This window comes from Aeromicrobium choanae (assembly GCF_900167475.1).
Lineage (GTDB): Bacteria > Actinomycetota > Actinomycetes > Propionibacteriales > Nocardioidaceae > Aeromicrobium > Aeromicrobium choanae.
In genome coordinates this window covers 918,227-941,893 of record NZ_LT796768.1, presented here as the reverse complement: position 1 = coordinate 941,893, position 23,667 = coordinate 918,227, and the positions used below count along the sequence as shown (strand labels likewise).

General features: G+C 70.6%; 21 protein-coding genes. 13 read left to right on the top strand and 8 right to left on the bottom strand.

Features of this window, described 5'->3' with window-relative positions; all coding sequences use genetic code 11:
* Genes B5D60_RS04590 through B5D60_RS04560 form a run of 7 tightly spaced genes read left to right on the top strand, consistent with a single transcriptional unit; the run spans window position 1 to window position 8,354 of the window.
* Window positions 1-1,677, top strand: a complete 1,677-nt coding sequence (locus B5D60_RS04590; RefSeq protein WP_078699055.1) for a class I adenylate-forming enzyme family protein — start codon at window positions 1-3, stop codon at window positions 1,675-1,677.
* On the top strand, window positions 1,674-3,191 hold the full coding sequence (locus B5D60_RS04585; RefSeq protein ID WP_078699054.1) for an ABC transporter substrate-binding protein: 1,518 nt from the start codon (window positions 1,674-1,676) through the stop codon (window positions 3,189-3,191). The genes B5D60_RS04590 and B5D60_RS04585 overlap by 4 nt, the downstream gene beginning before the upstream one ends.
* Before the next feature lie 26 nt (window positions 3,192-3,217).
* On the top strand, window positions 3,218-4,201 hold the full coding sequence (locus B5D60_RS04580; RefSeq protein WP_078699053.1) for an ABC transporter ATP-binding protein: 984 nt from the start codon (window positions 3,218-3,220) through the stop codon (window positions 4,199-4,201).
* Complete coding sequence (locus B5D60_RS04575) at window positions 4,198-5,187, top strand: ABC transporter ATP-binding protein (RefSeq protein ID WP_078699052.1); 990 nt, start codon at window positions 4,198-4,200, stop codon at window positions 5,185-5,187. Before B5D60_RS04580 ends, B5D60_RS04575 begins: the two co-directional genes overlap by 4 nt.
* On the top strand, window positions 5,184-6,128 hold the full coding sequence (locus tag B5D60_RS04570; RefSeq protein ID WP_078699051.1) for an ABC transporter permease: 945 nt from the start codon (window positions 5,184-5,186) through the stop codon (window positions 6,126-6,128). The genes B5D60_RS04575 and B5D60_RS04570 overlap by 4 nt, the downstream gene beginning before the upstream one ends.
* Window positions 6,128-7,000, top strand: a complete 873-nt coding sequence (locus B5D60_RS04565; RefSeq protein ID WP_078699050.1) for an ABC transporter permease — start codon at window positions 6,128-6,130, stop codon at window positions 6,998-7,000. The genes B5D60_RS04570 and B5D60_RS04565 overlap by 1 nt, the downstream gene beginning before the upstream one ends.
* Window positions 7,001-7,004: 4 nt before the next feature.
* The gene (locus tag B5D60_RS04560; RefSeq protein WP_078699049.1) at window positions 7,005-8,354 is read left to right on the top strand and encodes an acetyl-CoA carboxylase biotin carboxylase subunit; all 1,350 of its coding nucleotides are present in this window, start codon (window positions 7,005-7,007) and stop codon (window positions 8,352-8,354) included.
* Here B5D60_RS04560 and B5D60_RS04555 read toward each other — a convergent pair.
* Genes B5D60_RS04555 through truA form a run of 4 tightly spaced genes read right to left on the bottom strand, consistent with a single transcriptional unit; the run spans window position 8,351 to window position 10,545 of the window.
* Window positions 8,351-8,923, bottom strand: coding sequence for a class I SAM-dependent methyltransferase (locus tag B5D60_RS04555; protein ID WP_078699048.1), 573 nt, complete (start codon window positions 8,921-8,923; stop codon window positions 8,351-8,353). The two genes, B5D60_RS04560 and B5D60_RS04555, sit on opposite strands and share 4 nt — an antisense overlap.
* Complete coding sequence (locus B5D60_RS04550; protein ID WP_078699047.1) at window positions 8,920-9,297, bottom strand: MmcQ/YjbR family DNA-binding protein; 378 nt, start codon at window positions 9,295-9,297, stop codon at window positions 8,920-8,922. The genes B5D60_RS04555 and B5D60_RS04550 overlap by 4 nt, the downstream gene beginning before the upstream one ends.
* A gap of 4 nt (window positions 9,298-9,301) precedes the next feature.
* Window positions 9,302-9,763 carry an NUDIX domain-containing protein gene (locus B5D60_RS04545; protein WP_078699046.1) on the bottom strand — a complete coding sequence of 154 codons (462 nt, stop codon included), beginning with the start codon at window positions 9,761-9,763 and terminating at the stop codon, window positions 9,302-9,304.
* Window positions 9,763-10,545 (bottom strand): tRNA pseudouridine(38-40) synthase TruA, encoded by a 783-nt coding sequence (gene truA, locus B5D60_RS04540; protein WP_172806406.1) that lies wholly within the window; start codon window positions 10,543-10,545, stop codon window positions 9,763-9,765. The genes B5D60_RS04545 and truA overlap by 1 nt, the downstream gene beginning before the upstream one ends.
* Before the next feature lie 75 nt (window positions 10,546-10,620).
* Between truA and B5D60_RS16690 the strand changes: the two genes are divergently transcribed.
* Complete coding sequence (locus tag B5D60_RS16690; RefSeq protein WP_172806254.1) at window positions 10,621-11,838, top strand: purple acid phosphatase family protein; 1,218 nt, start codon at window positions 10,621-10,623, stop codon at window positions 11,836-11,838.
* A gap of 14 nt (window positions 11,839-11,852) precedes the next feature.
* Here the strand turns inward: B5D60_RS16690 and B5D60_RS04525 are convergent, their stop codons facing one another.
* The 3 genes from B5D60_RS04525 to B5D60_RS04515 all read right to left on the bottom strand — a co-directional run bounded on the left by B5D60_RS04525 (window position 11,853) and on the right by B5D60_RS04515 (window position 15,508).
* Entirely contained in the window at window positions 11,853-12,488 is a 636-nt protein-coding gene (locus tag B5D60_RS04525) for a TetR/AcrR family transcriptional regulator (protein WP_078699043.1), read from the bottom strand.
* Between the two features lie 111 nt (window positions 12,489-12,599).
* Window positions 12,600-13,760 (bottom strand): CaiB/BaiF CoA transferase family protein, encoded by a 1,161-nt coding sequence (locus B5D60_RS04520; protein WP_078699042.1) that lies wholly within the window; start codon window positions 13,758-13,760, stop codon window positions 12,600-12,602.
* A 17-nt stretch (window positions 13,761-13,777) separates the two neighbouring features.
* Window positions 13,778-15,508, bottom strand: a complete 1,731-nt coding sequence (locus B5D60_RS04515) for an AMP-binding protein (protein ID WP_078699041.1) — start codon at window positions 15,506-15,508, stop codon at window positions 13,778-13,780.
* Between the two features lie 293 nt (window positions 15,509-15,801).
* Here B5D60_RS04515 and B5D60_RS04510 point away from each other — a divergent pair, with 293 nt between their 5' ends.
* Window positions 15,802-17,319 carry an ABC transporter substrate-binding protein gene (locus B5D60_RS04510; RefSeq protein WP_078699040.1) on the top strand — a complete coding sequence of 506 codons (1,518 nt, stop codon included), beginning with the start codon at window positions 15,802-15,804 and terminating at the stop codon, window positions 17,317-17,319.
* A gap of 43 nt (window positions 17,320-17,362) precedes the next feature.
* Here the strand turns inward: B5D60_RS04510 and B5D60_RS04505 are convergent, their stop codons facing one another.
* On the bottom strand, window positions 17,363-18,325 hold the full coding sequence (locus B5D60_RS04505) for a winged helix-turn-helix transcriptional regulator (protein ID WP_197684402.1): 963 nt from the start codon (window positions 18,323-18,325) through the stop codon (window positions 17,363-17,365).
* Between the two features lie 122 nt (window positions 18,326-18,447).
* Here B5D60_RS04505 and B5D60_RS04500 point away from each other — a divergent pair, with 122 nt between their 5' ends.
* The 4 genes from B5D60_RS04500 to B5D60_RS04485 all read left to right on the top strand — a co-directional run bounded on the left by B5D60_RS04500 (window position 18,448) and on the right by B5D60_RS04485 (window position 23,557).
* Complete coding sequence (locus B5D60_RS04500) at window positions 18,448-19,632, top strand: thiolase family protein (protein WP_078699039.1); 1,185 nt, start codon at window positions 18,448-18,450, stop codon at window positions 19,630-19,632.
* Window positions 19,629-20,696: an NAD(P)H-dependent amine dehydrogenase family protein gene (locus tag B5D60_RS04495; RefSeq protein ID WP_078699038.1), complete on the top strand. Its 1,068-nt coding sequence runs from the start codon at window positions 19,629-19,631 to the stop codon at window positions 20,694-20,696. The genes B5D60_RS04500 and B5D60_RS04495 overlap by 4 nt, the downstream gene beginning before the upstream one ends.
* 97 nt (window positions 20,697-20,793) lie before the next feature.
* Window positions 20,794-22,014: an acetyl-CoA acetyltransferase gene (locus B5D60_RS04490; protein ID WP_078699037.1), complete on the top strand. Its 1,221-nt coding sequence runs from the start codon at window positions 20,794-20,796 to the stop codon at window positions 22,012-22,014.
* Window positions 22,015-22,039: 25 nt separating this feature from the next.
* The gene (locus B5D60_RS04485; RefSeq protein WP_078699036.1) at window positions 22,040-23,557 is read left to right on the top strand and encodes a carotenoid oxygenase family protein; all 1,518 of its coding nucleotides are present in this window, start codon (window positions 22,040-22,042) and stop codon (window positions 23,555-23,557) included.
* Window positions 23,558-23,667: the final 110 nt, after the last annotated feature.

Here is a 23,667-nt window from a genome sequence, read left to right as displayed (position 1 = left end):
ATGGGTGACACCGTGACCGCCGCCGAGCTCGAGGAGCTGCTGGAGTGCGACTTCGCCACCGCGGTCGACGCGCTCGACCACCACGTGGCCGCCACCGGCGACCGCCGGGCGATCGTCTACGGCGAGACCGGCGAGACCCTGACCTACGCGGAGCTGGGCCGCACCACCGACCACGTCGCCGGGAACCTGGTCGCCCTCGGCGTGGAGCCCGGCTCGCGGGTCAGCATCCTGACCACGCACCCGCTCGTCTCGACCCTCGCCATGTACGGGCTGTGGAAGGCCGGTGCCGTCTACGCCCCGGTCAACTTCCAGTACGCGGGCGACCTGCTGGCGTACCAGCTCAACGACACCCGGCCCACCGCGCTGCTGGTCGACCGTGCCATGCACCAGCGGATCCTCGACATCGAGGACCGGCTCGAGTGCTCGCCGCAGGTGATCGTCATCGACGGCCTGCACGAGGGCGAGTTCGGCAAGCTCGTTCAGCCGGCCGAGCGCCCTGACGTGCGGGTCGAGTTCGACGATCCGGCCAACGTCATCTACACCTCCGGCACGACGGGCCCGTCGAAGGGCGTCGTCCAGTCGCACCGGTGGGTCAACGGCTACACGTGGGTCGCGCGCACCATGATGACCCCGGAGGACGTGGTCTACAACGACCTGCCGATGTACCACGTCGGCGGAGCGCACTTCAACGTCGTGCGTGCCCTCTGGACCGGCGCCTCGGTCAGCCTGTGGGACCGGTTCAGCCCCAACGACTTCTGGCGGCGGATCACCGAGACCGGCTGCACCACCGCCGTCCTGCTGGACGTCATGACGCCGTGGCTGCTCAACGCCGAGCCGCGGGAGGAGGACCGCCGCAACCCCCTGAACAAGGTGCACCTGCAGCCGCTGCCGGCGAACCACCACGAGTTCGCCGAGCGGTTCGGCATCGACTTCGTGACGTCGGGGTTCGGGCAGTCCGAGTCCGGCAACCCGCTCGTCACCCTGACCGAGCAGACCGAGCCCGGGGAGGGCACCCCGGCCGACCTGTACCGCGGGCTCCCGCACGATCGGCTGCGCGAGATCTTCGAGGAGCACGGGCTGCTCGTCCTGCGGGGCACGGACCCGATGCCGAAGGGGATCATGGGCAAGCCCACGCCCTTCCTCGAGGTGGCGATCCTCGACGACCGCGACCGCGTCTGCCCCGACGGTGTCGTCGGCCAGCTGGCGATGCGCCCGCGCGTCCCCTCGCTGATCCACGAGGAGTACCTCGCCAAGCCCGAGGCCACGGTGAAGGCCTGGCGGAACCTCTGGTTCCACACCGGCGACGCCGCCGTCCGCGACGAGGACGGGGTCTTCGCCTACATCGACCGGATGGGGGACCGGATCCGCGTCCGGGGCGAGAACATCTCGGGATTCCACATCGAGGAGATGCTGCTCAAGCATCCGTCCCTCGCGCTGGCCGCGGTGATCGCGGTGCCCAGCGCGGACGGCGACGAGGACGACGTCATCGCCTTCGTGGAGGTGGCCGACGGCCACACGTTCGATCGCGCCGCGATCGAACAGCACTGTCTCGACACGATGCCGAAGTTCATGCGGCCCCGTGACGTGATCCCGGTGGGCCAGATCCCCCGGACCCCGACCAACAAGATCGAGAAGTACAAGCTGCGTCAGCAGTGGAACGAAGGGCAGGCATCATGAAGATTCGATTCCGTGGAGGCGCGATCGCCGCGGCGCTCCTCCTCTCCGTCGTGGCCGCCTGTGGCGGCGGCGGGGGCGAGTCAGGCGACTCCGACCGCGCACTGCGCGTGGCGGCCGTCTCCGACGCGTCCTCGCTCGATCCGATCCGCGGCAACGCGGGCACGGACCACGTCCTGATCTACCCGCTGTACGACACGCTGATCTCCTACGACAAGGGCCTCGAGGCCCAGCCGGGACTGGCCGAGTCGTGGGAGCAGAAGTCGCCGACCGAGCTGACGCTGAAGCTGCGTGAGGGCGTGAAGTTCCACGACGGCGAGCCTTTCAACGCCGAGGCGGTCGTCTACAACTTCGAGCGCGCCAAGGGCGAGGGCTCGAACATCCAGGCCGACCTCGCGTCGGTCGACTCGGTCACGGCCGACGACGAGTACACGGTGACCTACAAGCTCAACGGTCCCGACGCCTCGCTGCTGCTCGTGCTCGCCGACCGCGCCGGCATGATGGTCTCGCCCAAGGCGGCCGAGGCGGCCGGTGGCGACCTCAGCACCAAGCCCGTGGGCGCCGGCGGCTGGGAGTTCGTCGAGTGGAAGCGCGGCTCGGTCATCAAGGTGAAGCGCTACGCCGACTACTGGGACAAGGACGCCGAGCGCGTCTCCGCGATCAACTTCAACATCATCCCCGACCCGAAGACCCGCGTGACCTCGTTGCGCTCGGGCCAGCAGGACGTGGTGATGGACGTGTCGCCGTCGGACGCCGACGGCCTCGAGAAGGCCTCGAACGTCGCGGTCAGCGACACCCCGCGCGTGAACGTCAACCAAGTGTACCTGAACCGCGACTCCGAGGAGCTCGGTGATCCGCAGGTGCGCAAGGCCCTGAGCCTGGCCATCGACCGCGAGGCGCTGCTCAAGAGCGCCTACTTCGGTCGCGGCTCGGTCGCGAACGGCGCCCTGCCGAGCGACTACTGGGCCGCTCCGCCGGAGTCGGTCAAGTCGGAGTTCAACCCCGACGAGGCCAAGAAGCTGCTCTCCGCGGCGGGCGAGTCCGACCTGACGTTCGACATGATCGTCAACGCCGACTCCGCCACCGTGCGCGTGGCCGAGATCCTCAAGGAGCAGTGGTCCGACGTCGGTGTGACGGTCAACATCAAGCCGCTCGAGATCGTGCAGGGCACGAGCGACTACTTCAACGACCGCAAGTCGCCGGCGTACCTGTCGCAGTGGACCGGTCGCCCGGATCCGGCGATGACGTACCGCCTGCTGTTCTCGGCCGACGGCTACTTCAACACGTCGGACCAGTGGACGCCCGGCCTGGAGAAGGCGCTGGAGAAGGCCGACGTGTCGACCGAGCCGGCCGAGCGCAAGCCCGGGCTGGACGAGGCCGCCGAGGCGGTCTTCGCCGACACGTCCTTCTTCCCGCTCGTGTTCGGCAACTCGATCGTCGGCCTCTCCGAGGACGTCGATGGCTTCGAGGGCAACCTCCTCGGCAAGCCGAAGTTCATCGGAGTCACCCTCGGCTGAGCCGAGGTCAAGAGGAGGTGACGGTCATGTCATTGCTCACGGTCGAAGGACTCCAGGTCCACTTCGGTCACGAGGGGAGCCAGGTTCAAGCCCTGTACGACGTCGATCTGACGATCGAGCCGGGGGAGATCGTGGGACTCGTCGGCGAGAGCGGAAGTGGCAAGACCGTCACCTCCCTGGCCCTGATGGGACTCCTCGATCCGCGCAGCTCGCGGATCGAGGGGCGGGCCGTCCTCGACGGCAAGCCGCTGTGGAGGGGCAAGGGCGAGAAGCGGACCCCGCGCCGCGAGCTGCCCATGGCGATGATCTTCCAGGAGCCGATGACGGCGCTGGACCCGGTCTTCACGGTCGGGTCGCAGCTCGTCGAGACGCTCCGGATCCGCCGCGGGATGGGCAAGGCCGAGGCCAGGACCGAGTCGCTCTCGTTGCTCGAGGCGGTCGGGATCTCCGACCCCAAGGCCCGCATGAAGGCGTACCCGCACGAGCTCTCGGGCGGCATGCGCCAGCGCGTCATGATCGCGATCGCGCTGGCCTGCGACCCCAAGCTGCTCATCGCCGACGAGCCGACGACGGCCGTCGACGTCACGATCCAGGCGCAGCTGCTCGACCTCATCAAGGACCTCGCGAAGGAGCGCGGCATGGCCGTGCTGTTCGTGACGCACGACCTGGGCGTCGTGTCCGAGACGTGCGACCGGATGATCACGATGTACGCCGGCCGCATCGTCGAGCGCGGACCGGTGGCCGAGGTGCTGGCCTCCCCGGGGCATCCGTACACCGCGGGACTGCTGGCCGCGCTGCCCTCGCCGGAGTCGCGCGGCGGACGCCTCGCGACGATCCCCGGACGCGTGCCGCCGCCCGGCCTGACCATCCCCGGCTGCGTGTTCGAGTCGCGGTGCCCCTACGCCCAGCCGGAGTGCTCCGTGCCGCAGGAGCTGCTGCCCCTGACGCCCACGCGTGAGGTGCGCTGCATCCGCTCGAACGAGCTCGACTTCGAAGGAGTTGCCCCATGACCGGCCCCTTGCTCTCCCTGGAGAACGTGTCCGTGCGGTTCCCGATCGGTCGCCGGCGTCACGTGACGGCGGTCGACGGCGTCACCCTCGAGCTGCGCGAGGGCGAGACCCTCGGCCTGATCGGCGAGAGCGGATCGGGCAAGTCCACCGTGGCGCGCGCCGCGATGGGCCTGGTCCCGATCGCCGACGGCACCGTCCGGTGGCGTGGCGAGGACGTCGCGGGCTTCGGCGCGAAGCAGCGCCGCTCCTTCTCCGAGTCCGTCCAGATGGTGTTCCAGGACCCGCACAGCGCCCTCGACCCGCGCCGCACGATCCTGCAGAGCGTGCGCGAGCCGCTCGACGTCATGGGTCGCGGCGACAAGAAGGACCGCGAGGCCGTGGCGGCCAAGGCGCTCGAGGACGTCGGCCTGCCCCTGCAGATGCTGAAGCGCTACCCGCACCAGCTCAGCGGCGGCCAGAAGCAGCGCGCCAACATCGCGCGCGCCCTGGTCACCGACCCCAAGGTGCTGGTGTGCGACGAGTCGGTCGCGGCCCTCGACGTCGCGCTGCAGGCGGAGATCCTCAACCTGCTGCAGGACCTGAAGAAGGCCTACGAGCTGACGATCCTGTTCATCAGCCACGACCTCTCGGTGGTCAGCTATCTCGCCGACCGCATCAGCGTCATGTACCTGGGCAACATCGTCGAGAACGCGACCACCGAGTCCCTCGTGAAGCAGAGCCTGCACCCGTACAGCGAGGCCCTGCTGTCGGCCCAGCCGCTCGTGCACGACTCCTCGGCCGAGCGCCGGATCGTGCTGAAGGGCGACATCCCCAGCCCCGTCTCGCCCCCGCCCGGCTGCCGCTTCAACACGCGGTGCCAGTTCGCGCAGGAGCAGTGCCGCCAGGAGAAGCCCCCGCTGCTGGAGATCCTGCCGAACCACTCCTCGGCGTGCCTGCGGGTCGACGAGCTGTACGGCGAGCGCATCGGAAGGACGGTGGCGTCATGAGGATCCTGCGCGTGGTGGGGACCTGCCTGGTCTCGGCGATCCCCACCCTCATCCTGGCGACGTTCATCGTCTTCATGCTGCAGCGGCTGATCCCCGGCGATCCGGCCGTCGCGATCGCCGGCGAGTACGCCACCCCTGAGAACCTGGCACGGATCCGTGAGGACCTGGGCCTGAACCAGCCGCTGTGGTCGCAGTACCTGACGTGGATCGGGAACGCCTTCACCGGTGACCTCGGGACGTCCTTCCAGACCGGGGAGTCGATCTCCGCCCTGGTGATGCAGCGGCTGCCGCTGACCCTGATCCTGACCACGATGGCCCTCTTCGTGGCGGTCGCGGTCGGCCTGCCGACCGGTGTCATCGCCGCGCAGAAGGTGGACACGAGCTTCGACCGGTTCCTCACGACGGGTGCCACGTTCGGCATCGCGATCCCCAACTTCTGGCTCGGCATGATGCTGATCATCGTGTTCGCGCTGAACCTCGGGTGGTTCCCCGGGCCGGGAGGCGTCAGCCTCCAGGACGACCCCGCCCAGGCGCTCAAGGGACTGGTGCTGCCGGCGCTGGCTCTCGGGCTCGTGGGAGGCGCCGAGATCTGTCGCCAGGTGCGCAGCGCGATGGTCGAGAGCCTCTCGACCGACTACGTCCGCACGCACCGCGCCAAGGGCCTGTCGAACCGCAGCATCGTGTGGAAGCACGCGCTGAAGAACTCCAGCCTGCCGTTCGCCACGATCATCGGCCTGCAGGTGTCGCGCCTCATCGGCGGCGCCGTCGTGGTCGAGGCCGTGTTCGGCCTCTCCGGCATCGGCTCGCTGGCCGTCGAGGCGACCAACCAGCGTGACTACGGCGTGATCCAGGCGGTGGTGTTCGTCGCCGCGGTGATCGTCCTGTTGACGAACCTCATCGTCGACGTCTCGTACCGCCTGCTCGATCCGAGGATCTCCTGATGACCGCTGTCGACACCGCCAACCTGGCCTCCACGACCGACACACCGACGCGCCGCGCACGCAAGGCCGGCCGCCTCTCGGTGGGCGTGAGCTACGCGATCTTGCTGATCGTGCTGATCGTCGTGCTCTTCGCCGGGTTCCTGGCGCCCTACGACCCCAACAAGCAGGACCTCAACGCGATCCTGCTGCCGATGAGCGGCGACCACTGGCTCGGCACCGACGATCTCGGGCGCGACGTCTTCAGCCGCATGCTCTACGGCACCCGCGTGTCCGTCCTGGCCGCGCTGCTCGCGGTGGGCATCTCCGTCGTGATCGGCCTGCCCCTGGGCATCGCCGCCGGATGGCTCAGCGGCTCGACCGACCTCATCGTCATGCGCGTCGTCGACGCGGTCATGTCGTTCCCGGCGATCGTGCTGGCGATCGGCATCACGGCGACGATGGGGCCGGACATCACCACGGCGATGATCTCGGTCGGCATCGTGATGTCACCGGCGATCCTGAGGCTGGCTCGAGCCCAGACGATGGCGATCCGGTCCGAGACGTACATCGAGGCGGCGAAGTCGTTCGGCGCGCGCGGGCTGCGGCGGATGGTCGTGCCGCACGTGCTGCCGAACATCATCCAGCCCGTCCTCGTGCAGGTGGCGGTGCTGATGGGCTTCGCCCTGATCGCCGAGGCGAGCCTGAGCTTCCTGCAGCTGGGCGTCCAGCCGCCGACCGCCTCCTGGGGCGCCGTGCTCTCACGGGCCTACACGTTCCTGGACCAGGCGCCGATGCAGATCTTCATCCCCGGCATCGCGATCGCGGCCACCGTCTTCGCGTTCAACATCATCGGCGACGAGATCCAGCGTCTCCTCGACCCGAAGCGGAAGTGAGCCCATGAGCGAGCGACAGCGTGTCGTCTTCATCGCCAACCGCGGCGAGATCGCCGCACGCGTCCTGCGCACGGTCAGGGAGCTCGGGCACCGGGGCGCCGTGGCGTTCCCGGCCGTCGACGCCGACCTGCCGTACGTCATGGCCGCCGACCTCACGGTCGAGCTGTCGGGCCCGCGCGACTTCGGCGACGTCGAGGCGATGGTCGCCGCGGCGCGCTCGGCCGGTGCCGACCTCGTCCATCCCGGGTACGGCTTCCTGTCGGAGAACGCCGCGTTCGCCCGCGCCGTCGAGGCGGCCGGGATGGCGTTCGTCGGCCCGTCGCCCGACGTGATCGAGCTGATGGGCGACAAGGCCAGTGCCCGCACCGCGGCCGTTCGCGCCGGCCTCGCCGTGGCCCCCGGCTCCGACGGCGCCGTCGAGACCGTAGACGAGGCGCGCCGGGTCGCCCTCGAGGCTGGGTACCCGGTGATGCTCAAGGCCGTCGCCGGCGGAGGCGGGATCGGCATGGCCGTCGTGCCCGACGCCGCGTCGTTCGACCGGGCCTTCGAGTCCGTCACGAGCCGGGCCGCGTCGGTCTTCGGCGACAGCCGTGTGATCGTCGAGCGCTACATCGAGCGCTCGCGGCACATCGAGGTCCAGGTCATGGGCCTGCCGGGTGGCCGAGCCGTTGCCCTGTCCGAGCGTGACTGCTCGGTCCAGCGCCGCCACCAGAAGGTGGTCGAGGAGAGTCCCTCCCCGGCCCTCGACCCCGAGTCCCGGGCGAGCCTGCTGCGGCGCGCGGCCGCGCTCACCGAGTCCGTGGGCTACGTCGGCGCGGGCACGATCGAGTTCATCCACGACCTCGACTCCGGCGAGTCCTTCTTCCTCGAGATGAACACGCGCCTGCAGGTCGAGCACCCCGTCACCGAGGCGGTGCACGGCGTCGATCTCGTCGCCTGGCAGCTGAGCATCGCCACCGGCGACCCGACGGTCCCGGAGCTCAGCGTCGAGCCGCAGGGCCACGCCATCGAGCTGCGGCTGTACGCGGAGGACTCCGAGCGGTTCCTCCCGCGTCCCGGGGCGATCGAGACGTGGCGGATGCCCGACGGCGAGGGGGTTCGCGTCGACGCCGGCTATGCCGACGGCACGGTCGTCACGCCGTTCTTCGACCCGTTGCTGGCGAAGGTGATCGTGTGGGCGCCGTCCCGCGCCGAGGCGATCGAGCGTGCCCGTGCGGCCCTCGAGCGGACGGAGATCGTGGGACCCGGCTCCAACCTCGGGTTCCTGGCCCGCGTCCTGACCGAGCCCGAGTTCGTCGACGCCACGCACGACACCGGGATCGTCGGCAGGATGACCGCGACGCCCGTGCGCTAGCGGACCGAGAGGACGCGGAAGCCCTTGCTGCTGGCCACGCGCTCGGCGGGGTGGCCGTGGTCGGTGAGCCACCGCTGGAGCGAGTCGGCCCCGAGGTTCCTGCCGACGACGAGGCGCGCCTCCCCGCCGGGGCGCAGCCGGGGCAGCCACGTGAGCAACAGCTCGTGCAGGGCCTCCTTGCCGATCCGGATCGGGGGGTTGGACCAGATCGCGTCGAACCGCAGGTCGGCCGGGACGTCGTCCGGCAGCGCGGTGTGCACGTCGAGCCCGCGTGCGTTCTGCGCCGTGAGCTCGAGCGCGCGCTCGTTGACGTCGACCGCCCACACGGTGCTGCCGTGCGCGGCCAGCGAGCAGGCGATCGGTCCCCAGCCGCAGCCGAGGTCGAGGACGGTGGAGCCTGCCGGGGGAGCGGTGCTCTCGGCCAGCAGGAGCGCGGTGGCCTTGTCGATCCGGTCGCCGGAGAAGACGCCGGTGGAGGTGACGAACTCGCGCCGCTCGCCCCAGACCTCCACCGAGATCGTGCGGCGCTCGTCCTCGGTGCTGGGCGCGCGGTCGAAGTAGTGGCTCACCCGCCGTCACCGTGCTCGGCGAGCCAGGCCTTGCGGACCGTCGGCTTCGCGGTGACGAGCCACGCGTCGGTGAGCATCTCGCGCAGCTCGTCGGGATCGACGTCCTCGGGACGCACGAGCACCGCGTTCGAGTCGAACTTCCGGAAGTGCTCGATCGTGAAGTACGGGGTGGAGGAGTCCTCGACCAGTCCGTCGAGCTCGGCACGGTCGACCTTGAAGGCGACGCAGCCGGGGGAGTCGTCCTGGTCGCGCCACCACGCCACCAGCCGGCCGCCGGTCTTCACGCCGGGCATGCCCCACGACGTGCTGGCCTCGGTGTCGGGGAAGCCGAGCAGGAAGGCCTCGATCTCGCTCCACGTCATCGCCGTGCCCATGGCGTCAGTCTGGCACGGCAGGCAGACGTTCCAGGAACACCGCCTGCGCCGCGACGACGGCCTCGGCGGCCTCCTCGAGTCCGAACCAGGCGACTCGGTCGAGCTCGGGGAAGGCCTGCAGCGTGCCGGAGCCGGGCGGCCACTCGAGGTCGAAGGTGCCCGGCACGACCACCGTGGGATCCAGGTCGGCCTCGACGGCCCACACCACGACGTCCTTGCGCGACTGGCGCACCGAGCCGAGGTCCACCCACGGGCCGTCGGGAACCGGGACGCCGAGCTCCTCGAGGAACTCGCGCCGCGCCGCGTCAGCGGGCTGCTCGCCCGCCTCGACCACGCCCTTCGGGATCGACCACGCGCGCTCGTCGCGCTTCGCCCAGAACGGTCCGCCGAGGTGCCCGAGCAGCACCTCGCGGCGTCCGTCGCGCACGCGGTGCAGCAGGATCCCGGCGCTGAGCAGGCGGGCCATCACTCGTCCCGGCGCCGGCGTGACTCCTCGACGCGTGCGGCGAGCTGGTCGTCGGCGGGATAGACGACCTCCTCGAGCACGAGGCCGTGGGCCGGCATCACCTTCACGCGCGGATCGCGGGTCTCGGCGGCGAGGATCTCGGCCGCGAACCGCGGCTCGTACCGGCGCTCGCCCACCGCGACGAGGCAGCCCATCAGCGACCGCACCATCGAGTGGCAGAAGGCGTCGGCGCGGACCGTGGTGGCGATCGTCTCGCCACCGCGCACGGTCCGGAGCGTGAGCAGGTTCCGGATCGTCGTGGCGCCCTCGCGCTGCTTGCAGAACGACGCGAAGTCGTGCTCGCCGAGCAGGTGCTGGGCGGCCTCGTTCATGAGGTCGACGTCGAGCGGGCGTGGGACCGCCGCGACCATGCGGCGCTGCATCGGATCGGGTCCGGCGGGGTGGTCGGTCATGCGGTAGACGTACCGGCGCTCCACGGCGGCGAAGCGGGCGTCGAAGTGCTCAGGCGCCTGGGTGACCCGAAGGATGCGGATGTCCTGCGGCAGGATCCGGCGCAGCCGCCGCTCCAGCACGCCGGGGTGGGTGTCGACGTCGACGTGGGCGACCTGGCCGCGCGCGTGGACGCCCGCGTCGGTGCGGCCCGCGACCGTGAGGCGCGGCGGCTCCGGCAGGCGCAGCACGGTGCCGAGCGCGGCCTCGATCTCGCCCTGCACGGTCCGCAGGCCCGGTTGGGTGGCCCAGCCCCTGAACTCGGTCCCGTCGTAGGCCAGGTCGATCCGCATGCGCACGGGTCCACGGTACGCGCCGGCGGCTCTGGCCCGGATGACGGATCGGACGGAGCGACCTACCGTGGAGAGGTGCGCACCGTGCCCGTGCTGGTCGCGGCGGCACTGGCCACCTCAGTGCTGCCGGCGATCCCCCCTGCGGCGGCGGCCGGCCCGGGCATCCACCGGATCCTCCTCACGCCCACCGCGAGGCCCGACCGCTCGCAGTACGTGTCCTGGAGCCGGAGCGCCTCCTCCTCCGGCCAGCGCGTCGTGGCGGTGGCGCCGAACGGGCTCACCCTGACCGCACCCGCCCGCCGCAAGCTGGGCACGACACCGGGCACGGCCGGGAGCCGGCAGTACCGCTACGTCGCCAGCCTGGCCGGTCTCGTGCCGTCGACCCGGTACCGCTACCGGATCGTGGGCCGCGGCGTGACCACGCGGTGGCGCGCCTTCACCACCGCCGGCCCGGCGAACCGGTCCTTCCGTCTCCTGCAGTTCGGAGACACGCAGAACGACAACGACGGCGTCCCGGACCGCATCATCACGGCGGCGACCGAGCGTTTCCCCGACGCCAGGCTGCTCCTGCAGGCGGGCGACGTCGTGAACAAGCCGTGGGTGGGGCGCGAGTGGGCGCAGCTCCACGAGGCCCTCTCGCCGGCCGGGCAGTGGCGCAACTGGATCTCGTCGATCGGCAACCACGAGCAGTGTGAGCTGAAGTCGCCGTGCCGCTCGGGCGCGGGGCGAGGGTTCCGCTCCTCCTTCCAGTTCCCGTCGAACGGCTTCCCCGACCAGCGACGGACCTGGTTCTTCGTCGACCAGGGCCCGGCCCGGGTCATCGTGCTCGACTCGTTCGCCTCCGACCTGCGCCGGCAGCGGTCGTTCCTGGCCCACGCCCTGCGGACGAACCGGCGGCCCTGGTCGATCGTGCTGATGCACAGCGGGCCCTTCGCCTCCGTCGGCAACCGGACGAACACCGAGGTGCGGCAGTGGTTCCTGCCGACGCTGCAGAGGTACGACGCCGATCTCGTGCTCTCGGGCCACGATCACTCCTACGCCCGGGGCCGCAAGGCGGGCGTCACCTACCTGACGTCGGTCAGCGGACCGAAGTACTACGACTCGTCGAGCCGGGACTGGAGGGCGGGCGGGGCCACCCGGGTGAAGGCCGCGTACCGCACGTCGACCTACCAGGTGATCACCGTGACCCCGACGACCCTGAAGGTGCGTGCGGTCGTGGGGCACCGCGGCCAGGGCGCGAGGCCCGCGACCAAGGTGGGTCAGACGTTCGACGGGTTCACGCTCACCCGCTGACGGTCCGCCCCGGCTCAGGTCGTGACGAACTTCAGCGCGAGATCGGCGTACTGCAGGCCGATCGCCGAGGGTGAGCGCGGGCCGCCCTCGACGTACCAGCGGCTGACGTCGATGCAGACGGACATCAGCAGGCGTCGCGTCCCGGGCAGGTCGGCCACGGAGAACTGCCCGCTCTCGACTCCCGCCGCGAGGATCTCTTCGAGCAGCGCCATCGTCGCCCGCCTGACCTCGACGACCTCCGCGAAGTGCTCGTCGGTGAGCACCTGCATGTCGTTGTGGACGGGCCGGGCGATGAGGCTCCACTCCGCGTGCCACGCGGCGTACGTGGCGACGAAGTGCCGCAGGCGCTCCGAGGGGTCGGTGCTGAACCGCAACGCCTGGACCAGCGCTTCACGGGAGGCCGAGTGGCCGTGCATGACGATGCGGAAGAACAGCTCCTCCTTGGAGGAGAAGTGAATGTAGATCGCCGCCGGGCTCATCTGCGCGCGCTGGGCGATCATCCGGGTCGAGGCGCCGTGGTAGCCGACCTCGTTGAACACCAGATTGGCGCCGACGAGGATCTTGCGGGCGGCGCCCTCGGCCCGCGGCTGCCAGAAGGTGGCGACCCGCAGCGCGTCGTGGGCGGGGTCGCCGCTGGCTCGCGTGCTCAATCATCTCTCCGTCTCGCCCGCGTCACGGGGGTCGAGGACGCGTGGTGCGAATGCTAGGCGGCCGCTCGCGCGGGTGACAAGGCAGGCGCGGCCGCCCGCAGCCGGGCCGGCTCAGGCCGGGGGACGCCGGTCCCGCAGGGCGGCTCGGATCGGCCCGAGCACCTCCTCGTCGTGCTCCCCGATCGCCGGGACCCGGAGCCGGCGCGGCCCGTCGGCCAGGCCGACGGAGGTCATCGGCCCCGGCGCGGCGACGGTGCGCCCGGCGGGGGACGTCACGCGGACCACGCTCTCGTCGCCTCGCGCGTCGAGGTGCCGCACCGCCTCGTCCAGCTCGCGGACGGGGCCGGACGGGACCGCCAGCTCGCGCATGAGGGCGAGGATGTCGTCGCACGCGCGGTCGCGGCACCACTGCGCCAGGTACTCGTCGACCTCGTCACGGCCGGTCAGCACGGCCTCGTCGTACGGCAGCTGCTCGGCCCAGTCGTCGCGGCCGACGGCGCGGCAGAACCGCTCCCACTTGACGGGGCCGACGGGGGCCAGGTGCACGAAGCCGTCGCGGGCGGCGTACGTGTTCGCGATCGACACGGGCACACGGTTGCCCTCACGCATGTAGGGGCGCCCGTCGAGCGACTCGTGGATGTCGTGGGCGAGCAGGCCCATGTAGGAGGTGAGCATGTTGACGTCGACGAACTGGGCCTCCGGCGAGGCTTCCCGGACGCGCAGCGCCATCATCACCGACATCGTCGCGCGGTAGGCCGTGATGTGGTCGGCGACGAAGGTGCCGATGAACATCGGGTCTCCGTCGGGCATCCCGGTCATCTGGGGGATGCCGCTCATGCCCTGGATGATGCCGTCGAACGCGAGCATCGCGCGGTCGGGGCTGGTGGAGCCGAAGCCGGTGATGTGGACCATGATGATCGACGGGTTCACGGCCTTCAGGGCCTCGAACCCCCAGCCGAGCCGCTCGGGCACCTCGACGCTGTAGTTCGTCACCACGACGTCCGAGTCCTCGACCAGGCGCAGCAGGGCCGCCAGGTCGTCGGGCTCCTTGAGGTTCAGCACGACGCTGCGCTTGCCGCGGTTCTGCGCCGCGAAGTAGATGCTGTCCTCGTCGGCCAGGGGCATCGCCCCGCGGGCGAGCTCGCCCCCGGGCGGCTCGACCTTGATGACGTCGGCCCCGTGGTCGGCCAGGATCTGCCCGGTGTGCGGCCCCGCGATCGCGTGGGTCAGCTCGAGGACCCGGATTCCCTCGAGGGCGGGTGTGGTCGCCATGGGCGCTCCCCCCGAGCTCACCGGGGAGCGATCGACGAGGCCAGCTTCTCCAGCCCGACCTTCGACACCTTGCCGGTCGGCGCCAGCGGCATCTCGTCGATGATCTCGACGCGCGGGATCTTGTAGGTGGCCATGTGGTCGCGGCACCACGCCAGCAGGTCGTCCGCCGTCACCTCGGACCCCGCCCCGGGCTCGAGCTGCACGTAGGCGACGGGCACCTGCCCCTTCTTCGGGTCCGCGATGCCGATCACGCCGCAGGCGGCGATCCGGGGGTGCCGGCTGAAGAGGTGCTCCAGCTCGGAGGGGAAGACGCTCATGCCGTTGACCTTCAGCATCTCCTTGGTGCGGCCGAGGTAGTGCAGGGCGCCGGTCTCGTCGACCATGCCGATGTCGCCGGTGTGGAGCCATCCGTCGCGCAGCGTCTCGGCCGTCGCATCGGGCCGGTTGTGGTAGCCGCGCATCATGCTGATGGAGCGCACGATGATCTGGCCCTCCTCGCCCACCGGGAGCAGCTCGCCGGACTGGAAGTCGACGATCGCCACGTCGGTGCCGGGGATCGGGATGCCGGTGAAGCCCGGCCGGCCCTTCAGATCGGCGTCGTCCTGCTGCAGCCCGAGGGTGAAGGTGTCGAGGGTGTGGTCCTCGGTCATGCCGTAGGAGCTCTCGCGGATGACGCCCGGGGCGCCCGTCTCGCGTGCCCACCGCTCGCGGATCTCGACCGTCAGCTTGGTGACGAAGGACATCGTGACCGGGGCCTTCATGGAGGCCAGGGACAGGCCCGAGCCCTTCGCCGTGTCGAGGAGCTCGAGGTAGCTGTCGACCGTGCCGGCCATCGCGGTGACGCCGTGCGCGTCGATGGACCGCAGGACCTCCTCGGCGTCCCAGCGGTAGTGGAGCACGCACGTGCCGCCCGTCATCACGGACACGAGGAAGGCGTCCTCGCCGGCGATCCAGAAGACCGGGACGAACACGAGACTCACCGTGTCCGGGCCGCCGCCGAAGCCGAACTGCCCACCGCTCACGGCGGTGTAGAGCATGTCGGCCTGCGTGTGCTCGCAACCCTTGGGCATCCCGGTCGTGCCGCCGGTGTAGTTCAGCGCGGCGAGCGCGTGGGGGTCGTCGGGGTCGGTCGGCACGGGCAGGTCGTCCCGGTCGACGAGCGACAGGAAGCGTGTCGTGTCCGGGGTGACCGGCGCGTCGGCCACCATGCCACGGGGGAGGTCGGCGCCGTCCGGCAGGAAGTCGGTGTTGGCCGAGGCGATGACCTCCGCGACGTCGGTTCCCTCACTGCCGGCCCGGAACTCCGTGGCGACCTCGTCGAGGATGAACGCGAAGGTGGCCGCGGAGTCGAGGAGCTCGTAGTTGATCTCCTCGCGGCGGAACATCGGGTTCACCGGGACGTGAACGCCACCGGCCTTGAGGATGCCGAAGAACGCGATGATGAACTGCGGGCAGTTCGGCATCATCACGGCGGCCCGGTCGCCGGGGGCGAAGCCTCGGTGCACCAGGTACGCGGCGACGCGGTCGCTCGCGCGGTCCAGCTCGGCGTAGGAGACGGTCCGCCCGTGGTAGACGATCGCGGCGTGGTCGGGGCGCTCGGCCGCCCACGACCGGAGGTAGTGCGTGACCGTGGACTCCCCGAACGGGTAGTCGACGGTGCGCCCGACCGCCTCGGGCCAGGCGCGCCGGCGGAGGTCCGCCAGGTTCGCCAGGTACTGATCGATCTCGCGGTGGAACTGCTCGGACATCCTCACAGGGCACGCACCTCTCGGCCTTCGATCTCACTTGAACTTGAAGCAAGTTTCAGTTTGAACACTATGACCTACCTCACGTCCGGTCAACGCCGCATTCGCGCGGGCCGGTCGGGGAATTCGCGCTGAACGATCGTTCACCGTTGTGCCGCAGCAGGTTGCGGCTCGTCTGCCGTCGATCCAGATTTGCCCTTGCCTGATGTGATTTTCGTCTCTATCGTCATCGACACGAGAGCCTAAGCAGTCGCTTAGACCACTCGAGCGTGACCACCTGCGAAAGGAACCAGCTCATGATCAGGTCCCGTATCGGCGTCGCCGTCGCGGCCGCCATGCTCGTCGCGGTCAGTGCCTGTGGAGGAGGGGGGTCCGACGAGGGATCGGGCAGCGGCACGCTCCGCGTGGCGACCCAGGCCGACATCTCCTCGATGGATCCCATCCGGGGCAACTCCGGTGGCGACCACCAGATGCTCTACCCGCTCTACGACACCCTCGTGTCGTTCGACAAGGACCTGAAGCCCCAGCCCGGCCTGGCCGAGTCGTGGGAGTACAAGTCGTCGACCGAGCTCGTGCTGAAGCTGCGCGAGGGCGTCACCTTCCACGACGGCGAGCCGTTCGACGCCGAGGCGGTCAAGTACAACCTCGAGCGCGCGGCTGCCGAGGGCTCGAACATCGTCGCCGACGTCGAGTCGATCGAGTCCGTCGAGGTCGTCGACGACCTCACCGTCCAGCTGAACCTCGCCCAGCCGAACTCCGCTCTCGTCATGACCCTGGCCGACCGTGCCGGGATGATGGTGTCTCCCAAGGCGGCCGAGGCCGCGGGCGGTGACCTGAGCACGAAGCCCGTGGGTGCCGGTGGCTGGAAGTTCGTCGAGTGGAAGCGCGGCGCCTCCATGACGTACGAGAAGTTCGACGACTACTGGGACAAGGACGTCGAGCGGATGGACAAGGTCGTCATCAGCGTCATGCCGGAGCCGAAGACGCGAGCCACGTCGCTGCGCTCGGGTCAGCAGGACATCGCCTGGGACATCGTGCCGTCCGACGCCGAGTCGATCCAGAAGGACGACTCCCTCACGCTCGACGAGCAGCCCCGCATGTGGACGTGGATGATCTACACGAACCGCGCGTCGGAGGAGCTCGGGGACCCGCGGGTCCGCCGGGCGCTGAGCCTGGCCATGGATCGCGACCTGCTCCTCAAGAGCGCGTACTTCGGCCTGGGGGCGAAGCCGCGCGGCTTCCTCCCCGACGGCTACTGGGCCGAGCCCGCGGACGACGTCCAGCTGGACTACGACCTCGACGAGGCCAGGAAGCTGATCGCCGACGCCGGCGCGGAGGGCCTGACCTTCGACATGCTGCTCTACGCCGACGCCACGTCGACCCGGGTCGGGGAGATCCTCAAGGAGCAGTGGTCCGAGATCGGGGTGACCGTCAACCTGATGCCCCGTGAGGTCAACCAGGCCAACGGCGACTACTTCAACGACATCAAGACGCCGGCGTTCTTCGCGGCGTGGACCGGCCGGCCGGACCCGGCGCTGACCTACCGGCTGATGTTCACGAAGGAGGCGTACTTCAACACCTCGAAGCAGTCGACTCCCGGCATCGACGAAGCACTCGCCGAGGACGCCGGGCTGACCGAGCCGGAGGAGCGCAAGGCGGCCCTGGACAAGGCGTCGCGGGCCGTCGTCGACGACATGCCGATCATCCCCATCGTGTTCCAGCACTCCCTGACGGGGCTGGGGGAGAAGGTCGAGGGCTTCGAGAACAACCTGCTCGGCAAGCCGAAGCTGACGGGCGTCACGCTGAAGGAGTGACCCGACCGGGCGCCCCGGACCGTCGTCGAGGACGGTCCGGGGCTCACGTCGTCTCGTCGAGGGCGGACAGGTCGATGCTGGTTCCGCGCAGGTCCTCGCCGCAGTGGTCGCACGCCAGGACGCCGTGGAACTCCGCGCCGCACGAGCGGTGCGTCTGCACCAGCGCCGGGCCGTCGCCGGTGTCGAACCAGCGCTCGGCCCAGCCGATCGTCATGGCGATGACCGGGAAGAACGCCAGGCCCTTCTCGGTCAGCCGGTACTCGGGCCGCTCGGCGGACGACTCGCCCGTGACCTGGTCGAGGATCCCGTGCTCGCGCAGCGTGCTGAGCCGGCTCGAGAGCAACGACGGCGGCAGGCCGAGGGCGGACTCGAACTCGCTGAAGCGGCGCACGCCCAGCAGGGCCGCGCCCATCAGCGCCCACGACCAGCGGTTGCCGAAGATGGCCATCGTGTCGGGGTAGAAGGTGTGGCCCACTGCGGTGCCACGGGTCGAGGAGCGTCGCCGCGTGGTCACCTCGGGGACCGAGCTGCGCCAGCCGCCCGAGGGCCCCCAGGCCGTGTCCAGGTCCTGCACGCCGACCGGCTGGTGGCACTCGCGGCACACGAGCACGGGCGTGATCTCGTTGCCGCACGTGACGTGGCGCATGGGCGGCGTCTCGTAGGAGTGCTCGTCGACCCACGTGCGCTCCCAGCCCCAGATCGCGGCGAGGATCGGCCACGTGGCGCGGCCCGAGTCGGTCAGCAGGTACTCGGCGCGCGGGGGGCGCTGCTGGTACTCGTGCCGCTCCATGAGCCCCGCCTTGACCAGGGCCTCGAGACGGCCGCTGAGCACGGCGTGCGAGATCGGCATGCGGCTGGAGAACTCGGTGTACCGGCGGCACCCGAGCAGCGCGAAGCGCAGCAGGAACAGGGTCCACTCGTCGCCGAGCACGCCGAAGCCCCGGGACAGGGCGTTGGCGGTGCCCGTCCATGCCGGCTCGGCGGGGGAGTAGCCGCGAATGCTCACCCGGGCATCCTAGGGGCGCCCGGGCGCGTCGGCTGGCATTCAGTCCTTGAGTCACTCTGTTTAATGCAGTAACGTGCCCAGCGTGCTCGCGCTGGGCGGCACGGCAGTGACGGGTGGGTGCGATGACCGAGGCGTTCGTCTACGAGGCGGTGAGGACGCCGCGCGGACGCGTGCGTCGCGACGGCGGGACGCTGGCCGACGTGCCGGCGTACGAGCTGCTCGCCCAGCTGCTGCGCGATCTTGAGAAGCGTGACCTCCCGGTGGACGCCGTGCAGGACGTCGTCATCGGCGTCAGCTCGCCCTACGGGGAGCAGGCCGCCGACCTGGCGCGCGTCGCCGTGATGGCCGCCGACTGGCCCGACACGACGCCCGCGGGCGTCGTGTCGCGCATGTGCTGCTCGGGCCTCGACGCGATCGCGAGCGCCTCGGCGCAGGTGCGCTCGGGGATGCTCGACGTGGTCGTCGCCGGTGGCGCGGAGTCGATGTCGCGGGTGCCCATGATGAGCGACAGGCCGGCCTTCGCGTTCGATGCCGAGCTCGGCGCCACCACGGGCTTCGTGACGATCGGGGTGTCGGCCGACCTGACGGCCGCGAAGCACGGCTTCACGCGCGAGGAGCTCGATGCGTGGGCGGTCCGATCGCACCAGCGATCGGCCACGGCCACGTGGGACTCCGTCGTGCCGGTCACCCGTGACGGTCGGACCCTGCTGGCGCACGACGAGGGCGCCCGCGCCGACACCTCGGCCGAGTCCCTGGCGGGTCTGGCGCCGCTGTTCGGCGACGACCCGCTCTGGTCGCGGGTCGAGGACCGGATCCCCGGCTTCACCCGTCCTGCCGAGGGCCTGCACACCGTCGCCACCGCGCCCCAGCTGTGCGACGGCGCGTCGGCGGCGGTCATCGGCTCGGCGGCCGCGCGCGACGTCCTCGGCCGCGCCCCGCGCGCCCGGATCGCCGGGTGGGCCCACACCGCCGTCCGCTCGCCGGGGCTCGACGGCACCGTGGCCGCAGCGCGCCTGGCGCTCGAGCGGGCCGGCATCGGGGTCGCCGACGTGGCGGTGGCGGAGTTCAACGAGTCGTTCTCGGTCACCCCGCTGCTGCTGACTCGCGAGCTGGGCATCGACCCCGAGCGCGTCAACGCCCAGGGCGGAGCCGTCTCGGTCGGTCATCCCCTGGCCGCGAGCGGCGGCATCATCCTGGCCAACGCGCTCGACCTGCTGGAGCGGCGCGGCGGCGGCTACGCCCTGCTCGTCATTCCCGCCGCACTGGGGGTCTCGATGGCCCTCGTCGTGGAAGGCCTGGCGCGATGACCCACCGCGTGGTGCAGTGGGCGACCGGTGCCATGGGCACCGCGATCCTGCGGACGATGCTGGACCACCCGGGCATCGAGGTCGTGGGCACCTACGTCTACGGCGAGAGGAAGGCCGGCCGCGACGTGGGCGACCTCGCCCGGCGCGATGCCACCGGCGTGCTGGCCACGTCGGACGTCGATGAGATCCTCGCCCTCGACGCGGACGTCGTGGTCCACGCGGGACGGATCGGTCCGTACGGCGCGCACGACGACGAGATCGTCGCGCTGCTCGAGTCGGGCAAGAACGTGCTGAGCATCAACGGCTACACCGATCCGTTCGTGCACCCGGGGGAGCGCCTCGACCGGCTGCGGGCCGCCGCGGAGCGAGGCGGCGTGACCCTGATGGGCGTCGGCCTCAACCCCGGATTCATCGGCGAGCAGGTCGCGGTGCTGGCCACGGGCGTGTGCGCGTCCGTCGATCACATCGAGGTCGTCGAGATGGCCGACGCGCGACTCGTGCAGGACCCCGACTACCTCTTCGGCTCGCTCGGCTTCGGCGCCCCGTTGGACGCGCACGATCCGAACGACCCCTCGTGGGGGCCGGTCGGCGCCCTGAACGGCATGTACGAGGAGGTCCTCGGCGCGATGGCGCACCACCTCGGCATGACGGTGGACGAGGTCGTCAGCGACCACGTGTGCCACCCGGCCGGGTCCGACCTGGAGGTGAGCGCCGGGGTGATCCGCGAGGGCACGGTCGGTCACACCAACTGGCGCTGGCACGCGATGGTCGGCGGCCGCCGGCGACTGACGATGTCGATCCACTGGTTCGTCGAGACCGCCCACCTGCCCGAGCCCGAGCCGCCGCTGTGGCGCGTCAACATCACGGGCCACCCGGGAGTGCGGATCGCGATGGAGCTGGAGAAGCACCCGGACGACCGCAGCCGGATGGGCGCGGAGCAGTACGCCGTCGCCGGACAGGTGATCAACGCCGTGCCGCACGTCGTGGCGGCGCCGCCGGGACTGGCGATCCGCCCGGTCGCCACGCCGGCGCGCGACGACTTCGTTTCGTTCACCCCGCGCTGAGCCGGGGCGGAGACCGAGGTCGCCTTCTCTTCCCTAGCAACTCTGATAAGTGTAGTATGACGAGCATCGCGCGAGCGCGCGTGGAGAGAGGTGGATCATGACCAAGTCGCCGAACGTCTGGGTGCTCGGTGGGTACCAGAGCGATTTCGCCCGGAACCTGACCCGCGAGGGCAAGGACTTCGCCGATCTGGCGACCGAGGTCGTCGACGGCACGCTGGCCGCCTCCGGGCTCGACGCCGAGGAGATCGGCGTCGTCCACGTGGGCAACGCCTTCGGCCAGCTGTTCGCCCATCAGGGCCAGCTCGGCGCCATGCCGGCCACGGTGAACCCCGGCCTGTGGGGCACCCCCTCCTCGCGCCACGAGGCCGCGTGCGCCTCGGGCAGCATCGCCGTGCTGGCCGCGATGGCCGACCTGCGCGCCGGCAACTACGACAGCGCCCTCGTCGTGGGCATCGAGCTGGAGAAGACCGTCAGCGGCGACCAGGCCGCACACCACCTCGGCGCCGCCGCCTGGACCGGCCACGAGGGCGAGGACGCCACGTTCATGTGGCCCCACATGTTCAGCAAGGTCGCCGACGAGTACGACCGCCGCTACGGCATCGACCAGGCCCACCTGACCCGCATCGCCGAGATCAACTTCGCCAACGCGAAGCTCAACCCCAACGCGCAGACGCGCGGCTGGGACGTCCCGGACCTCGGCCCGGCCGGCGACCCCGCGCTGAACCCGCCGGTGGACGGGCGCGTCCGCCGCTTCGACTGCAGCCAGATCACCGACGGCGGCTCGGGCATCGTGCTCGTCTCGGACGCGTTCCTCGTCCGGCACCCCGACCTGCGTCCGCTCGCGCGCATCGCCGGCTGGGGCCACCAGACCGTGGGTCTGGGCCTGCAGCAGAAGCTGGACCGTGCCGCCGACCAGACCTACGTCATGCCGCACCTGCGCCGCGCCGTGCTGGACGCCTTCGACCGTGCCCAGGTCGGGATCGACGACCTGGACGCGCTCGAGACGCACGACTGCTTCACGCCGAGCGAGTACATCGCGATCGACCACATCGGCCTGACCGATCCGGGCGAGTCCTGGAAGGCGATCGAGAACGGCGACATCGAGATCGGCGGCCGGCTGCCGATCAACCCCAGTGGCGGCCTGATCGGCGGCGGGCACCCCGTGGGCGCCTCCGGCATCCGGATGGTCCTCGACGCCACCAAGCAGGTGGCCGGGACGGCCGGCGACTACCAGGTCGACGGCGCCGAGACCGTCGGCACGCTCAACTTCGGTGGCAGCACCGCCACCACCGTCAGCTTCGTCGTGACGGCCCACTGACCGTCGCGAGGCGAGAGGAACTTCCATGGATCTTGAACTGGTGGGCAAGCTGCTGTCGACGCTGCCCGACGACGACGACCACCCGTACCGCACGGGCCCGTGGCGTCCGCAGACGAACGAGTGGGTCGCCGACGACCTGGAGGTCGTCGAGGGCGCGATCCCCGCGGACCTCGACGGCGTCTACCTGCGCAACACCGAGAACCCGGTGCACGCGTCGCTGAAGAACTACCACCCGTTCGACGGCGACGGCATGGTCCACGTCGTGGGCTTCCGTGACGGCAAGGCGTTCTACCGCAACCGGATGATTCGCACCGACGGCTATCTCGCCGAGCAGGAGGCCGGGCACGCGCTGTGGGCCGGCCTGGCCGAGCGGCCGCAGATCGCGCTGCGCGAGGACGGCTGGGGCGCCCGCCGCCAGATGAAGGACGCGTCCAGCACCGACGTGGTCGTGCACCGCGGCGTCGCCCTGACCAGCTTCTACCAGTGCGGCGACCTCTACCGGGTGGACCCGTTCTCGGCCCAGACGCTGGGCAAGGAGAGCTGGAACGGTCACTTCCCGTTCGACTGGGGCGTCTCCGCGCACCCGAAGGTCGACGACCGCACCGGCGAGATGATGTTCTTCAACTACAGCAAGGAGGCGCCGTACATGAAGTACGGCGTCGTCGACGAGAGCAACGACCTCGTCCACTACGTCGACATCCCGCTGCCGGGCCCGCGTCTGCCGCACGACATGGCGTTCACCGAGAACTACGCGATCCTCAATGACATGCCGCTGTTCTGGGACCCCGAGGCGCTCAAGCAGAACGCGCACGTCGCCCGGTGGCACCGCGACATGCCCGCGCGCTTCGCGATCATCCCGCGGCGCGGACAGACCTCGGACATCAAGTGGTTCGAGGCCGAGTCCACGTACGTCCTGCACTTCACGAACGCGTACGAGGAGGGTGACGAGGTCGTCCTGGAGGGCTACTTCCAGACCGATCCCGAGCCCGCCGACAACGGCACCGGCACGCAGTGGGAGCGCGCCTTCCGCTTCCTCGCGCAGGACCGCATGGAGACGCGCCTGCACCGCTGGCGCTTCAACCTCGTGACCGGTCAGACGAAGGAGGAGCGGCTCACCGACACCGTCTCCGAGTTCGGCATGATCAACGGCTCGTTCGGCGGCGTGAAGCACCGCTACTCCTACTCGGCCACGAACAAGCCCGGCTGGTTCCTCTTCAACGGGCTGGTCAAGCACGATTCGTGGACCGGCGCGGAGGAGACGTTCGCCTTCGGCGACGGCGTCTACGGCAGCGAGACCGCGATGGCGCCCCGCGTGGGCTCGACCTCGGAGGACGACGGCTACCTCGTCACGCTGATCTCGGACATGAACGACGACGCGTCGTACGCCGTGGTCTTCGACGCGGCGCGACTGTCCGACGGCCCCGTCTGCAAGCTCAAGCTGCCCGAGCGGATCTCCAGCGGCACGCACTCCACCTGGTGCGCCGGCGACGAGCTGCGCCGCTGGCAGACCGAGGAGTCCGCGGCCGCCGCCGTGGGCCTCTGAGCCAGACTGGACGAAGAAGCCCGCCACCTTGCGAGAGGGTGGCGGGCTTCGCTGTTGTCCGGAGCGTGGTCTCGATACGCGTCTCGCTGCGCTCGCCTGCTACTCGACCA